A 14490-nucleotide genomic window follows, 5' to 3' on the forward strand; every position below is an offset into this window, starting at 1 on the left:
CCCCCACAAGGGGGGAGGGAACCCTTCCGTCGGCGCCTTCCTTACGGCTTTCCTCCGGTGAGGTGAGCACGTGGGTCGGGCTCCCTCCTCCCTTGTGAGGGAGGGTGGGGAGAGGGGTAAGCCCCGGGCGAGATGGCTGGGATTGAGGCCGGACCAACAGTTCGGAGCGCTGCGGCGCACCATCGCCTCACATCCGCATCACCGCCTGGCGGTCGATCTTGCCGGTGCCGGTTTTCGGCAGCTCGTCGCTGAACTTCACCTCGCGCGGATATTTGTACGGCAAGAGCTTGGCCTTGACATAATCCTGCAGCCGTCGCGTTGCTTCATCGGCGTCGAAGCCGGCCTTGTTCATCACCACCACGGCGCGCAGCGTCATGCGGCGGTCCGGCAATTCGGCGGCGTAGACGGCGCATTCGCGGACATCGGGATGATCGGCGAGGCAGAGCTCGACCTCGAGCGGATAGACCCACTGGCCGGAGATCTTGATCAGATCGTCGGCGCGACCGCGGAAGAAGTGGAAGCCGTCGCTGTCGCGCATGAAGCGGTCGCCGGTGTAGATCCAGCCGTCCTCGCGCACGGTCTCGGCGGTCTTGTCCGGCCGGTTCCAGTACAGCGGTGTCGCGGAATCGCCGCGCACCCACAAAATGCCTTCCTCATTGTCGCCGACCTCGCGGCCGTCGCTGTCGCGCAGCATGATCTCGTAGCCGGGTACGCGAAGGCCTGCGGCGCCGAGCTTCTTCTGCTCCGCGCGGTTGCAGAGATAGATGTGCAGCACCTCGGTCGAGCCGAGGCCTTCGATGATCTCGAGCCCGGTGAGCGCTTTCCAGCCGTTGAACACGTCGGCCGACAGCACCTCGGCGGCCGAGACCGCCATCCGCAGCGACGAGAAATCGGCGGTATCGGCGCCGTCAGCCTTGGTCAGCGAGATGTAGAGCGTCGGCAGGCCGAAGAACACGGTCGGCCGAAATTGCTTGATCGCCGCGAAGATCGCGGCCGGCTTCGGCTGGCCCGGCAACAGCAAGGTGGCGGCGCCGACCGAAAAGGGAAAGGTGATCGAGTTGCCGAAGCCGTAGGCGAAGAAGATCTTCGGCACCGAGAAGCAGATGTCGCCAGGCTTGAGCTGCAGCACGCTGCGGGCAAAGGCCTGCTCGCTATAGGCCATGTCGTGCTGCAGATGCACGATGCCCTTCGGGCGGCCGGTCGAGCCCGACGAATACATCCAGAACGCCATCTCGTTGCGGTGGGTGTCGGCCGCGTCGAGCTCGGTCGGAAACCCTTGCAGCCATTCGCTCGCCACGCGTGCCTCGGCAACCGCGTGCTCACCAGGAGTGCCGTTGACCACGACCAGCATGCGCAGCGGCGTGTCCTTGCAGGCTTCGGCGTTGAAGCGCGAACAGAACTCGGCGTCGGTGACCGCGACCTGCGCGCCGGCGTCGGACAGATAGAATTGCAGCAACTCCGGTGTCGTCAGCGTGTTGATGAGCAGCGGCACGAAACCGGCGCGCACCGCGCCGAAGAACGCCGCCGGATAGGCCGGCGTGTCGTCGAGGAACAGCAGCACGCGGTCGCCGCGTTTCAGCCCGAGCGAGGCGAAAGCGTGTCCCCAGCGCGCCGCGTCAACACACAGCTCGCGATAGGTCCGCGTGCCGGCCGGGCCGGTCAGCGCCAGGCGCTCGGCATTGCCGTTGCCGAGATTGTCGAACAGGATGCGGCTCGCATTGTAGCGTTCAGCGATCGTAAAGCTGATCTCGCGCGTGCCGGGATTATCAGGCGGAACCTGGTCGGCGATCCCGGTCATGCTTGTCCCCTTGCGGCTTCGTAACGGGCCATGAAAGCGGGCGACATCGCGCGCAGCCGCGCGTCGTCGATCCGGCCGGAGCGGGTGATGTAGCCGTAGGCGAAATCCATCAGGTCGCGCTTCATGTGTTCGGGGAAGTGCTCGTACCAGTCGGCGCTGGTGCGCGCCGCGGTGACCAGCTTCTTCACGATCGGCTTGCGCTCGGCCTCGTAGCGGGCAAGCGCGGCGGCAATACCGCTCTCGGTCTCCAGCGCCTTGGTCAGCGCGATCGCGTCCTCGATCGCAAGCCGGGTGCCGGAGCCGATCGAAAAATGCGCCGAATGCAAGGCGTCGCCGATCAGCACCATGTTGCCGTGCGACCAGCGTTCGTTCCAGATCCACGGGAAATTGCGCCACAGCGATTTGTTCGAGATCAGTCTGTGGCCGTCCAGCGTCGCGGCGAACACGTCTTCGCAGATCGCCTGCGATTGCTCGATCGTCTTGTCGGCGAAGCCGTAGGCCTGCCAGGTCGCCGCGTCGCACTCGACCAGGAAGGTGCTCATGTCCTTCGCGTATCGATAGTGATGGGCGTTGAAGCTGCCGCGGTCGGTCGCCACGAAGGTCTGCGACAGCGTCGCGAAGGGCTTCGTGGTGCCGTACCAGGCGAACTTGTTGGTGGAATGCGACACCGACGCGCCGAACGCGGTTTCGAAACCGCGGCGGACCATCGAGTTCAGCCCGTCGGCGGCGACGATCAGGTCGTAGCCCCTGAGCTCGTCGACCGACTGCACCACGGTATCGAATCGCGGCGTGACGCCAACGCTCCGCACGCGCTGTTGCAGGATCGTCAGCAGCGCCAGCCGGCCGATCGACGAGAACCCGACGCCGTCGATCTCGACGCTCTCGCCGCGCAGATTGAGGGTGATGTTCTTCCAGCTCTCCATCCGCGGCGTAATGGCGTCGACCGTCTCGGGGTCGTCGGCGCGCAGGAAGTCCAGCGCCTGCTCGGAGAACACCACGCCGAAGCCCCAGGTGGCGCCGGCCGCGTTCTGCTCGAACAGATCGATCTCGGCGTCAGGATGACGCTTCTTCCAGAGATAGGCGAAATAGAGCCCGCCGGGCCCTCCGCCGATCACGGCGATCCGCAACGTCTGCCTCCCAAGATTGACAGTGTACTTACAATTTGGGTCCAGACTAATCGCCCTCCGGCGGGAACGCCAGAGGGAAAATGCGCGCGGCTACCCGCGTGACGGGGAAAGACTCAGTAGCGGCGGACCTTGACCCCACCGACCGACACTCGGCGGCCGACAACGGTTCCGTGCCCGGCGATCCGCCGGGCACATGCCGTCTCACCACTCGCGCGGCTATTTCTTTTCCGCTTCCGCCTGCACCTTCTTGCAGGCGGGCGTCAGCTTGTCGTTCACCTTGGCGAGGCAGGCGATGATGCGCCCGCCGCCAGGCGTCATGCTCTTGCAGAACTTCTCGTAGTCGCCCATGCAGGCGTCGCGTTGCGCCGCGGTCAGCTCCTGGGCGTAGACGGCGGTCGTGCCGCACAGCAGCGCGGCAGCGGGACTATCGCGCCGCGAACGGCGCCAGCACGTCGCGGCATCCTGGCGACAGCGAGCCCGCATTGTCGGCCAGGCATTTCACGATCCGCCCGCCGCCGGGATCGACGCCGCCGCAGATCGAGCGGACGTCGCCGCCGCAGGCCGAGCGCAGCACGAACAGCTCTTCGCGCGGCCGTAGCGGCCGCAACACGATCACCGTCGGCGCAGCCGCCGGTGCGGCCGTCGTCGCCGCAGCGCCGGCGGCCGGTGCGGCGCCACCACCGCCGGCGGCGGCCACCGCCTTTTCGCAGGTCGGCGAAAGCTTCGCCTTGTTCTTTTCGAGGCATTGCAGCGCCGGCGCGCCGCCGGTCGGCACACCCGCACAGACCTTGGGATAATCGGAGCGACATGCACTGCGGATCGTCGCAACCTGCGCGCTCGACGGCGCCCCGGCCGCTTTGGGTGCCGCGGCCTCGGTGGCGGGCTTGGCCGCCGCGGCGGGGGAAGCATCAGTCTTGGCGGCATCAGTCTTGGCGGCATCGGTCTTGGCTGCCGCAGGTGCTGCGGCCGGCGCTTCAACGGCCTTCACCGCGCTGGCGCAGCCAGAGCCGAGACTTGCCATGTTCTTCTGCAGGCATTGCAATGCCTCCGCGCCGCCGGGCGGAATGCTTGAGCAATGTGCGATGTAGTCGTTGCGGCATTGCGACTTGATGGCGTCGCGCTGCGCCTGGGACGGCGCCTGCGACAAGGCCGGTGCGGTGCTCATGAATGCCGCAAGCACAAGCCATGCGGAAAGCTTGGTTGCACGTGTCAACGCATTGATCATCTGAATAAATCCTCTCGTTGCGCCGGAAGCTGTCGGCTCAACTGAACTGCGTTCTGAAAATGCTTGATGTAACAACCTTCGCGAGCGGCATCATTTTCGCTTTCGAGTTCCGCTGCAAGCGGATTGTTGCTATGGATGAAGCAGGCTCATTTTTTTGCCCGCTCTTACGTTTTTGAATTGAGTCATTTCAAATCGAGGCTCGGAAATGAGGCATGCGCACGCGTCGGCACATATCGGTCGGACCAATTTTGTGCGGTTGCGAAGCGCGGGACTGCCGCGCGCGGCGTTTGTCATATCGGCCTTTGTCAGTTTAAGTGCCTGCGAGCAAAACAGTTTTGTTGCACCGCCGCCGCCCAAGGTCGAGGTTGCGCCGCCGGTGCAGCGCGCCATCACGCGCTATCTAGACGCCACTGGCAACACCGCGCCGATCAAGAGTGTCGACCTGGTCGCGCGCGTACAGGGCTTCCTGCAAGCGATCAATTACCAGGATGGCACTTTCGTGAAGGAGGGGACCACCCTGTTCACGATCGAGCCGGAGACCTACAAGCTGAAGGTCGAGCAGGCGCAGGCCGCCGAAGTCGGCGCGCAGGCGACGCTGAAGCAGGCCGAAACCGACTACAAGCGTCAGGCCGACCTAGTGCAGCGACAGGCCGTATCGCAAGCGACCCTCGATACGTCGACCGCCACCCGCGACAATGCGCAGGCCAGCCTGCAGCAGGCGCAGGTCAACACCAGCATCGCGCAGGTCAATTACGGCTACACCAGCGTCAACGCGCCGTTCGACGGCATCGTCAGCAACCATCTCGTCTCGATCGGCGAGCTCGTCGGCGTGTCTTCTCCGACGCAGCTTGCGACGATCGTGGCGCTCGATCCGATCTACGTGAACTTCAACGTCAACGAACAGGATGTGCTGCGTATTCGTGCGGAGGCGCGCCGCCGCGGCATGACGGTGAACGAACTGAGGCAGTTGCCGGTCGAGGTCGGACTGCAGACCGAGACCGGCTATCCGCACATGGGCAAGCTCGACTACATCTCGCCGACGCTGAACCAGTCGACCGGCACGCTCGCGGTGCGCGGCATCTTCTCCAATCCGGATCGGACCCTGTTGCCGGGCTTCTATGTCCGGGTTCGCGTGCCCTATGACCAGGAGCAGAATGCGTTGCTGGTGCCCGATGTCGCGCTCGGCAGCGACCAGGCCGGGCGCTATGTACTGGTCGTGAACAGCGAGAACGTCGTCGAGCAGCGCAAGGTGACCACCGGCCAGCTCGAGGGCGACCTGCGCGTCATCGAAAGCGGGCTGAAGGCCGACGACCGCGTCGTGACCGCCGGACTGCTGCGCGCGATCCCGGGACAGAAGGTCGATCCGCAGATGCAGAAGGGCGACGCGCCGCCGGCACCGGCCAAGTGAGGGGCGCACCATGATCTCGAAATTCTTCATCGAGCGCCCGGTCCTGTCCAACGTCATCGCGATCCTGATGATCCTGATCGGCGGGGTCGCGCTGTTCAACCTCGCGGTCGCGCAGTATCCCGACGTGGTGCCGCCGACGGTCCAGGTGACGACGCGCTATCCCGGCGCGTCGGCAAAAACCGTGATCGACACGGTGGCGCTGCCGATCGAGCAGCAGGTCAACGGCGTCGAGGACATGCTCTACATGCAGTCCTACAGCGGCGCCGACGGCACCTACACGCTGACGGTGACCTTCAAGATCGGCACCGACCTCAACTTCGCGCAGGTGCTGGTGCAGAACCGCGTCTCCTCGGCGCTGTCGCAGCTGCCGACCGCGGTGCAGAACCAGGGCGTCACGGTGCAGAAGCGGTCGACCTCGATCCTGCTGTTCGTGACGCTGACCTCGCCGAACAAGACCTACGACAGCCTGTTCCTGGCGAACTATGCCACCATCAACATCCGCGACGAGCTGTCGCGCCTGCCGGGCGTCGGCAACGTCACGGTGTTCGGCGCCGGGCAATATTCGATGCGGGTCTGGCTCGATCCGAACAAGCTGCAGGCGCGCGGACTGATGCCGCAGGACGTCATCCAGGCGATCCAGCAGCAGAGCCAGCAGGTCACCGCGGGCCAGGTCGGCGCGCCGCCCGCGCCGCAGGGACAGGCGTTCCAGTACACGCTGAACGTCAACGGCCGGCTCGATGACGCGAGCCAGTTCGAGGACATCATCGTCAAGACGGGCAATGTCGGCGACGTCACCCGCGTCCGCGATCTCGGCTGGGTCGAGCTCGGCGCGCAGACCTACAGCCAGGTGTTCTCGCTCAACCAGAAGCCGGCCACCGGCATCGGCGTGTTCCTGTCACCGGGCGCCAATGCGCTGCAGGTCGAAAAGGAAGTGCAGAAGAAGGTGGCGCAGCTCGCCAAGCAGTTCCCGCAGGACATCCAGTACGACACGCCGTTCGATACCACCAAATTCGTGCAGGCCTCGATCAACGAGGTCTACCGCACGCTGATCGAGGCCGGGCTCTTGGTGCTGGTCGTGATCCTGGTGTTCCTGCAGGACTGGCGCGCGATGCTGGTGCCGGCGACCACCGTGCCGGTCACCATCATCGGCGCGTTCGCGGCGATGGCCGCGCTGGGCTTCACCATCAATTTGTCGACGCTGTTTGCGATCGTGCTCGCGATCGGCATCGTGGTCGACGACGCCATCGTGGTGGTCGAAGGCGCCGCGCACAATATCGAGCGCGGCATGTCCGGCCATGACGCCGCGATCAAGGCGATGGACGAGCTGTTCGCGCCGATCGTCGGCATCACCCTGGTTCTGATCTCGGTGTTCCTGCCGGCGGCCTTCCTGCCGGGGCTGACGGGGCGGATGTACGCGCAATTCGCCCTGGTGATCGCGGCGACCGCGCTGCTCAGCGCCGTCAACGCCGCGACCTTGAAGCCGACGCAGTGTGCGCTGTGGCTGCGCCGGCCGGTGCCGCCGGAGCAGCGCAATTTCTTCTACCGCGGCTTCAACGCGGTCTATGACCGCGTCGAGCGGGGCTACACGCGGATCATCGGCGGCATTGCCGGCCACGCCAAGACCTCGGTCCTCGTCGCGCTGATCCTGATCGGGATTGCCGGCTACGGGCTGTCACGGGTGCCGACCGGCTTCATTCCGATCGAGGACCAGGGCTACCTGCTCGCCGCCGTGCAGTTGCCCGACGGCGCCGCGCTCGATCGCACCCAGCAGGTGCTCGATCAGGTCACCCAAATCGCCCGCAAGACGCCGGGCGTCGAGCAGGTGGTCTCCATCGCCGGCATCTCCGCACTCGACAACTCGTCGAGCCTTGCCAATGCCGGCGTCGCCTATGTGATCCTGAAGGACTGGGACTCGCGCGGCCCCGGCGAGGATCTGCGCTCGCTGGTCTACGGCCTCAACGACAAGCTGGCGGCGATCCCGGAGGCGCGCATCCTGGTGATCCCGCCGCCGCCGATCCAGGGCATCGGCAACGCCGCCGGCTTTGCCATGCAGGTGCAGCTGCGCGACGGCAACGCCGACTACGGCAAGCTGCAGGCGGTCACCGGTGCCGTCGTCAGCAATGCGCAGACGCAAAGTGCGCTGCAGCGGGTCCAGTCGTCGTTCCGCTCGATGGTGCCGCAGTTCGACGTCGACGTCGATCGCATCAAGACCCAGACCCTGCACGTCACCACCGACCAGATCTTCTCGACGCTGTCGTCCTATCTCGGCGCGAGCTACGTCAACCAGTTCACCAAGTTCGGCCGCACCTTCCAGGTCTATACCCAGGCCGATGCGCAATCCCGCCTGACGCTGCGCGACATCGAGAACATGATGGTGCGCAACAGCAATGGCGACATGATTCCGCTCGGCACCGTCGCCAAGATCACGCCGTCGGTCGGACCGTCGCTGATCAGCCTCTATAATCTCTATCCGTCGGCCTCGATCATCGGCCTGCCGTCGCAGGGCTACAGCTCCGGCCAGTCGATGGCGCTGATGGAGGAGATCGCCGCGAAGACGCTGCCGCCGGGGACCGGCTATGAGTGGACGGCGATGTCGTACCAGGAGAAGGAAGTCGGCAGCCAGATCTACTTCGTGTTCGCGCTGGCGCTGCTGCTCGTCTACCTCGTGCTCGCCGGACAATATGAGAGCTGGTACGCGCCGATCTCGGTGATCCTGGCGGTGCCGCTGTCGCTGCTCGGGCCCATGCTGGTGCTGACGTCGCTTCGGATCGAGAACAATCTCTACACCCAGATCGGCACCATCCTGCTGATCGCGCTGTCGGCCAAGAACGCGATCCTGATCGTCGAGGTCGCGCTGGAGCATCACATCCGCGACGGCAAGCCGGTGCTGGAGTCGGCGATCGACGCGGCGCGCGCCCGGTTCCGGCCGATCCTGATGACGTCGTTCGCCTTCATCCTCGGCGTGCTGCCGCTGGTGCTCGCGACCGGCGCCGGCGCCAACGCCCGCAAGTCGATCGGCATCACCGTATTTTCCGGCATGATCGCCTCGACCTGCCTCGCCGTGCTGTTCGTGCCGGCGTTCTTCGTCGTGGTGCAGAGTTTCGAGAACCGTCGCAAGGCGAAGAAGGGGAAGGCCACGCCGCAAGCGGCAGCGGAAACGTCAGGCACGGCGCATTAGCCCCGCGCACCTATCTATCCCCGTCACCCTGAGGAGGCCGCGAAGCGGCCGTCTCGAAGGGTCGACGGCCCGCCTTTTTCCACGCTGCCGCATCCGGGCCGTGCATCCTTCGAGGCGCGCAAGAGCGCGCACCTCAGGATGACGGAATTTGCAGCAACGCTTGGCTTTCCCGTTACACCTTCACCATGCGCTTGCCGCGGTTCTCGCCGGCCAGGAGCCCGATCAGCGCCTGCGGGGTGTTCTCGATCCCGGCGATGACGTCCTCCTGCACTTTCAGCTTGCCCGAGGCGACCCAGGACTGCAGATCGGCGAGCGCGGCATCGCGCTGGTCCATGTAGTCCATCACGATGAAGCCCTGCATGACCAGCCGCTTCACCACGATCAGGCCGGGCACGCCGCGCGGGCCGTGCGCGGAGGGGACGCCGTCATATTGTGAGATCGCGCCGCAGCAGGCGATGCGGCCGCGGTTGTTCATCTGCGCCAGGCAGGCCTCCAGGATATCGCCGCCGACATTGTCGAAATAGACGTCGATGCCCTTCGGTGCGGCTGCGCGCAGCGCCTTGTAGGTCGCGCCGTCCTTGTAGTCGACCGCGGCGTCGAAGCCGAGCTCGCTCGTCAGCCAATGGCACTTGTCCGCCCCGCCGGCGATGCCGACCACGCGGCAGCCCTTGATCCTGGCGATCTGGCCGACGATCGAGCCGACCGAGCCGGCAGCCGCCGACACCACCACGGTCTCGCCCTCTTTGGGCTTGCCGACATGGAGCAGGCCGAAATAGGCGGTCAGGCCGGCCACGCCGTAGACGCTGAGCAGATGCGTCATCGGCTCGAGCTTCGGCATCTTCGCCAGATGCTTGGCGGGCACGGCGGCATAGTCCTGCCAGCCGGTGTCGCCGAACACGATATCGCCCGGCTTCAGGCCGAGGTCATTGGACGATACCACTTCGGCGATGCTGCCGCCGGCCATCACGGTGTTGGCTTCCACCGCAGCGCGGTAGGTGGCGCCGTGCATCCAGGCGCGGTTGGCGGCGTCGAGCGAGATGTAGCGCGTCCGCACCAGCGCCTCGCCGTCCTTCGGCGCGGGGATCACGCCGTTGGTCAGACGAAAATGCTCGGGCCCAAGCTTGCCGGTCGGCTTTTCGACAAGCAGGATCTGGCGATTGACGGTGTCGTTCATTGGCGATGTCTCCCCCTGGCGTTGGCCGTTTCGCACGCAATTGACTGCGGCGTACGCAGCTCATTGCACAGATTGTGCGCTGCATGAACGCTAGTCCGCGCGCTGGCATTCCACAACGGGAACGTTTCGGCAAAGTCCCGCTCGACGCGAAGCGTGTTGCGTAGCTGCGTAAATCTGCCACACTTGCCGTTCGCCGGGAACTTACGGGGGTAAGAGAATGTCGAACAGGTTTACGCAGTACATCCTGATTGCGATGGTCCTTGGCATCGCGATGGGGACGATCGTCTTCAACTATCTGCCTGACAGCCGAGCCGAGATCGCAGCCGACGTCAACCTGATCGCGATGCTGTTCCTGCGCCTGATCAAGATGATCATCGCGCCCCTGGTGTTCGCGACCCTGGTCGGCGGCATCGCCCACATGGGCAGCGGCGCCAAGCTCGGGCGGATCTTCGCCAAGACCATGGGCTGGTTCGTTTCCGCCTCCTTCGTCTCGCTGCTGCTCGGCCTCGTGATGGTCAATCTGTTGCAGCCCGGCGCCAATTTCCCCGGCACGCTGCCCGAGAAGAGCCAGTCCACCGGCCTGCCGGTCTCGGCCTTCTCGATCGAGAAATTCCTGACCCATTTGATCCCGACCTCGATTGCGGATGCGATGGCGCAGAACGAGATCCTGCAGATCGTGGTGTTCGCGGTATTCTTCGCGGTTGCGCTCGGCGCCATGCCTGAGCGGTCGAAGCCGATCATGAGCCTGATCGACGACCTCGCGCACATCATGCTCAAGGTCACCGGCTACGTGATGCTGTTCGCGCCGATCGCGGTGTGGGCAGCGATCATGGCGACCGTCTCGAAGAACGGCCTCGGCGTGCTCTGGAAGCTGATCGTCTTCATGGGCGGCTTCTATCTGTCGCTGCTGATCCTGTGGGGCATCCTGGTCGCGGTCGGCTTCGTTGTGATCGGGCCGCGTTACAGTCATCTGCTGCGGCTGATCCGCGAGCCCCTGATGATCGCGTTCTCGACCGCCTCCTCGGAGGCGGCCTATCCGAAGACGCTGGAGGGGCTGAACAGGTTCGGCGCCTCGTCGCGGATCTCGGCCTTCGTGCTGCCGCTCGGCTATTCCTTCAACCTCGACGGCACGATGATGTACTGCACCTTCGCCAGCATCTTCATCGCGCAGACCTACCACATCGAGATGTCGCTCGGCACGCAGCTCGCGATGCTGGCGACCTTGATGATCACCTCGAAGGGCGTGGCCGGCGTGCCGCGCGCCTCGCTGGTGGTGATCGCCTCGACGCTGTCGCAGTTCGGCATCCCCGAGGCGGGCCTGTTGATGATCATGGGCATCGACACCTTCCTCGACATGGGCCGCAGCGCCACCAACGTGATCGGCAACTCGCTGGCGACCGCCGTGGTCGCGAAGTGGGAGGGCGAGCTGAAGGCCGAGCACGAGCTCGGGCCCGACGACGCGGTGCCGCAGGATGCGGTGCCCGGCGCCGTGATGGCCGGCCATTGACGGGAGGGATGCATGCATCGCGCCCGCTGGAGGCCGATACGGGTTGAGGCGCCTCACCTGTCGACATGTCTGCTGTCAGCATGTCTGCTGGCGGCAAGCCTGCTCGCCGGGCCGGCCTCCGCACAGCCGGCGGGCGAGGGGCTTAGTCCCACGCTCGCCAACATCAAGGCCACGCACGCGGTGCGGATCGGCTATCGCGAGAGCTCGCCGCCGTTCTCGTTCCTCGACCACTCCAACCGGCCGATCGGCTACAGCCTCGAGCTGTGCGATGCGATCGTCGACGAGATCGGGGTCGAGGTCGACGACGCCAATCTCAAGGTCGACTACGTCAAGGTCACCTCCGACGATCGCATTTCGGCGGTCGTCGACAAGAAGATCGATCTCGAATGCGGATCGACCACGGCGAATTCCGAGCGCGGCAAGCTGGTCGCATTCTCGCCGCTGATGTTCGTGGCCGGCACCAAGCTGATGGTGCCGAAGGCTTCCAGCGTCAACCAGGTCGCCGACCTCAAGGGCAAGACCGTGGTGGTGACCAAGGGTACCACCAACGAGCAGGCGATGCACAATGTCGACGCCAAGCAACAGCTCGGCCTCAACATCGTCACTGCCGGCGACCATGAGCAATCCTACCAGATGCTGGTGGACGGCAAGGCCGATGCGTTCGCGACCGACGACATCCTGCTCTACGGCCTGATCGCGCGGCACAAGTCGCAGGACAAATTCCGCGTCACCGGCGACTATCTGTCCTACGATCCCTACGGCATCATGTACCGCAAGGGCGAGCCGCAGATGAAGGACGTGGTCGAGCGCGCGTTCCGCAAGCTCGCCTCGAACCGCGACATCGTCCCGCTCTACAACAAGTGGTTCGTCGCTCGCCTGCCGACCGGCGAGAAGCTCAACGTCGCGCTGTCGCCGCAGCTCGAAGACGCCTTCAAGGCGCTCGACGATTCGCCGGGCGGTGCCAATTAGCTGCGAGTGTCGACCTCTCCCCTCGTGGGAGAGGTCGAATTGCATCGAGGGGCGCTAGCCGCCGAGTACCGCCATGCAGGCGAGGGCAACGATGCCGACCGCCGTCAAAACAACCATGACCTGGAAAATCGCTCTTCCAAGGATCGCTCCCATCAAGGCTCCATCGATCTGCGGGATCTACCTACGAGTTTTCACGCGCCGCGATCTCTGGAGCATCGGCAGACGAGACTGTGCTGCTGAAGTCTACGAACGCGTCGCTTGACCGGCTAATGCCGTTCGGCGACAAGTCGATCGACCTGCTGCTTCAGCTCTGCTTCCATTTTCGAAATGATGTCGAGCGGCAGGCCGAGCGGATCGGCGGCCGTCTCTTGCTCCATCGTCTGACGTCGCAGGATGTGAGCATCTTGTTCGAGGATGTGATCTTCGACCGGTCGTCGAGAGGACGGATAGCCCGGAACGGCAGCCGCGGTGTCCGCTCCGGAGGGTTCGTGAAAATCTCGATCCGATCGTACAGCGTTCTTCATCAGGTCCGCCTCCTGGCACGGCTTCCTTTCTCAGGCCCGAGCCATTCTGGCTCGCCGCCCATCAATGACGCCGAAACCTCGAAAGTTGTTCCGGACGGAACTTGCAAACATCGTTCGAGCGGTCAGTCATCGAGTTTGGAACCAGAACCACAAATGGTCCTCAATCGTTAACCGTGGTTGATCGTTTGGAGGTCGCCATGGGTTACGCGAGACCAGTTCGCCGAACCGCAATTGTGGTTGAAGACGATGCGATCCAGCGCGACATGATCGCGCTGCTGCTGGAACAAGGTCACTTCGACGTTATCCAATGCGAAGACGCAGAGACGGCAGCGCTGGCCGTCAAGATGCGTCATCCGTCGCTGGTGGTCACTGACGTCAAGCTCACCGGCAAAATGAACGGCATCGAGCTTGCACGTTTGGCTCTCGATTGCGATCCAGGCGTGCGCGTTATGGTGATCTCAGGTCTGCCCCTGGTCGGCGCTCTGCCTGACGGCGTCAAGTTCTTTCCGAAGCCGGTTTATCCGCCCACGCTGCTGCGAGAGCTGGCGTCGTAGCACGCGCCACGTGGCCTACGCGAACACGGCGTCCAATGCCGCGGAATACGCCGCCTCGACCAGCGCCGGATGCCGGCGGCCGAGCGCTTCCATCTTCACCCCCGAGTTCACCTCGAGGACTTTCCATTCGCCGTCGCTGCGCGCGACATCGATCGAGGCGAAGCGGGTGCCCACGGCCTGTGCGGCCCGGATCGCGAGCGCGATGCAGGCGTCGCGTGTCGCGCCATCGGTGAGCAGCACGGGCTCGGCGCCGGCATCGAGATTGTGCCGCCAGTTCAACAGCAGCCGTTCGCCGGCGGGCGGAATGGCGTCGAGCGCGGCGGCATCGAAATCCTCGGCGATGGTCTTGAGCTGTTCGGCGGTTGCCGTCGTCTGCGCCAGCGCGCCTAGCGAATGGAGGCCGTCGCCAACCACCATTGGACGCGTCTTGCTGTAGACGATCAGCGCGCGCGCATCGAGCACCACGACGCGAACCTCGTCATCGATCTCGACATAGGGCGAGATCGCCAGGCTTGGATGAACGGCAAGGATGCGCGCGACCGCGGCCTCCAGCTGCGCCCGCGTCGTCACGCGAAGGACGAGTTCGCCGGACGTCCCCTCATTGGGTTTGACGACGAGCCCGCGCGGGTGCTGGTCGAGCAGACGCTGCATCGCGTCCAGCGAGTCCGATCCCGGGATGTGCTTGCTGAGCTTGGTGCCGAGAAACAGCGTGTGCGGAATGGCGGGGACGCCGGCCAGCGCCAGCACTTCCGCGCAGGCCGATTTGTCGTTGGCGACCTGATGCGCGACCGCGCCGTTCAGCCCGATGTCGTAGCCGATCGCGAGCCGCCGCGCGGTGCCCCTGGTCATGATGACCAGCCAGCCGCCGGACCGCACCTCGACGGCAATGGAGCGCGCCAAACAATATTTTTTGATGGTTTCCAGGAAGAGTCGCTGGCTGATCAGGATCACGAGATCATTTTCCCTTCGCCGCGGTTTTGGTAGCAATTAATTGCCAGATCGGCGCCGATCTCAGCAAGTAAATTA

Annotated in this window: 12 protein-coding genes; 5 read left to right on the top strand and 7 right to left on the bottom strand. The window is 64.8% G+C overall.

Annotated features, from left to right (window positions below):
* Positions 1 to 187: 187 nt before the first annotated feature.
* The 4 genes from ACVILL_RS15285 to ACVILL_RS15300 all read right to left on the bottom strand — a co-directional run bounded on the left by ACVILL_RS15285 (position 188) and on the right by ACVILL_RS15300 (position 4150).
* Positions 188 to 1798: a benzoate-CoA ligase family protein gene (locus ACVILL_RS15285; protein ID WP_456729803.1), complete on the bottom strand. Its 1611-nt coding sequence runs from the start codon at positions 1796 to 1798 to the stop codon at positions 188 to 190.
* A complete protein-coding gene (locus ACVILL_RS15290) occupies positions 1795 to 2925 on the bottom strand; it encodes an FAD-dependent monooxygenase (protein ID WP_456729804.1) in 1131 nt (376 codons plus the stop codon). The genes ACVILL_RS15285 and ACVILL_RS15290 overlap by 4 nt, the downstream gene beginning before the upstream one ends.
* 216 nt (positions 2926 to 3141) lie before the next feature.
* Positions 3142 to 3408: a hypothetical protein gene (locus ACVILL_RS15295; RefSeq protein ID WP_456729805.1), complete on the bottom strand. Its 267-nt coding sequence runs from the start codon at positions 3406 to 3408 to the stop codon at positions 3142 to 3144.
* Positions 3350 to 4150, bottom strand: coding sequence for a cysteine rich repeat-containing protein (locus ACVILL_RS15300; RefSeq protein ID WP_456729806.1), 801 nt, complete (start codon positions 4148 to 4150; stop codon positions 3350 to 3352). Before ACVILL_RS15300 ends, ACVILL_RS15295 begins: the two co-directional genes overlap by 59 nt.
* A 250-nt stretch (positions 4151 to 4400) precedes the next feature.
* Between ACVILL_RS15300 and ACVILL_RS15305 the strand changes: the two genes are divergently transcribed.
* Together ACVILL_RS15305 and ACVILL_RS15310 are read left to right on the top strand one after the other, a co-directional pair.
* Positions 4401 to 5558, top strand: a complete 1158-nt coding sequence (locus ACVILL_RS15305; protein WP_456729807.1) for an efflux RND transporter periplasmic adaptor subunit — start codon at positions 4401 to 4403, stop codon at positions 5556 to 5558.
* Positions 5559 to 5568: 10 nt separating this feature from the next.
* Positions 5569 to 8736, top strand: a complete 3168-nt coding sequence (locus tag ACVILL_RS15310) for an efflux RND transporter permease subunit (RefSeq protein ID WP_456729808.1) — start codon at positions 5569 to 5571, stop codon at positions 8734 to 8736.
* Positions 8737 to 8908: 172 nt separating this feature from the next.
* Here the strand turns inward: ACVILL_RS15310 and ACVILL_RS15315 are convergent, their stop codons facing one another.
* Complete coding sequence (locus ACVILL_RS15315) at positions 8909 to 9910, bottom strand: NADP-dependent oxidoreductase (RefSeq protein ID WP_456729809.1); 1002 nt, start codon at positions 9908 to 9910, stop codon at positions 8909 to 8911.
* A 217-nt stretch (positions 9911 to 10127) separates the two neighbouring features.
* Here ACVILL_RS15315 and ACVILL_RS15320 point away from each other — a divergent pair, with 217 nt between their 5' ends.
* On the top strand, positions 10128 to 11417 hold the full coding sequence (locus tag ACVILL_RS15320) for a dicarboxylate/amino acid:cation symporter (RefSeq protein ID WP_456729810.1): 1290 nt from the start codon (positions 10128 to 10130) through the stop codon (positions 11415 to 11417).
* Positions 11418 to 11429: 12 nt separating this feature from the next.
* Positions 11430 to 12386, top strand: a complete 957-nt coding sequence (locus tag ACVILL_RS15325) for an amino acid ABC transporter substrate-binding protein (protein WP_456729811.1) — start codon at positions 11430 to 11432, stop codon at positions 12384 to 12386.
* A 266-nt stretch (positions 12387 to 12652) separates the two neighbouring features.
* On the opposite strand, the gene ACVILL_RS15330 is transcribed toward ACVILL_RS15325, so the two are convergent.
* On the bottom strand, positions 12653 to 12910 hold the full coding sequence (locus ACVILL_RS15330; RefSeq protein ID WP_456729812.1) for a hypothetical protein: 258 nt from the start codon (positions 12908 to 12910) through the stop codon (positions 12653 to 12655).
* Between the two features lie 197 nt (positions 12911 to 13107).
* Here ACVILL_RS15330 and ACVILL_RS15335 point away from each other — a divergent pair, with 197 nt between their 5' ends.
* Positions 13108 to 13464: a response regulator gene (locus ACVILL_RS15335; RefSeq protein ID WP_456729813.1), complete on the top strand. Its 357-nt coding sequence runs from the start codon at positions 13108 to 13110 to the stop codon at positions 13462 to 13464.
* Positions 13465 to 13479: 15 nt separating this feature from the next.
* On the opposite strand, the gene ACVILL_RS15340 is transcribed toward ACVILL_RS15335, so the two are convergent.
* Entirely contained in the window at positions 13480 to 14415 is a 936-nt protein-coding gene (locus ACVILL_RS15340; protein WP_456729814.1) for an ATP-grasp domain-containing protein, read from the bottom strand.
* Positions 14416 to 14490 lie beyond the last annotated feature (75 nt).

Source organism: Bradyrhizobium sp. USDA 3364 (assembly GCF_054056355.1).

What these genes read in the sequence shown, in the direction of transcription:
- ACVILL_RS15285 (WP_456729803.1), bottom strand. Translation starts at nt 1,798, where the DNA reads ATGACCGGGATCGCCGACCAGGTTCCGCCTGATAATCCCGGCACGCGC.
- ACVILL_RS15295 (WP_456729805.1), bottom strand. Translation starts at nt 3,408, where the DNA reads ATGCGGGCTCGCTGTCGCCAGGATGCCGCGACGTGCTGGCGCCGTTCG.
- ACVILL_RS15300 (WP_456729806.1), bottom strand. Translation starts at nt 4,150, where the DNA reads ATGATCAATGCGTTGACACGTGCAACCAAGCTTTCCGCATGGCTTGTG.
- ACVILL_RS15310 (WP_456729808.1), top strand. Translation starts at nt 5,569, where the DNA reads ATGATCTCGAAATTCTTCATCGAGCGCCCGGTCCTGTCCAACGTCATC.
- ACVILL_RS15315 (WP_456729809.1), bottom strand. Translation starts at nt 9,910, where the DNA reads ATGAACGACACCGTCAATCGCCAGATCCTGCTTGTCGAAAAGCCGACC.
- ACVILL_RS15320 (WP_456729810.1), top strand. Translation starts at nt 10,128, where the DNA reads ATGTCGAACAGGTTTACGCAGTACATCCTGATTGCGATGGTCCTTGGC.
- ACVILL_RS15325 (WP_456729811.1), top strand. Translation starts at nt 11,430, where the DNA reads ATGCATCGCGCCCGCTGGAGGCCGATACGGGTTGAGGCGCCTCACCTG.
- ACVILL_RS15330 (WP_456729812.1), bottom strand. Translation starts at nt 12,910, where the DNA reads ATGAAGAACGCTGTACGATCGGATCGAGATTTTCACGAACCCTCCGGA.
- ACVILL_RS15335 (WP_456729813.1), top strand. Translation starts at nt 13,108, where the DNA reads ATGGGTTACGCGAGACCAGTTCGCCGAACCGCAATTGTGGTTGAAGAC.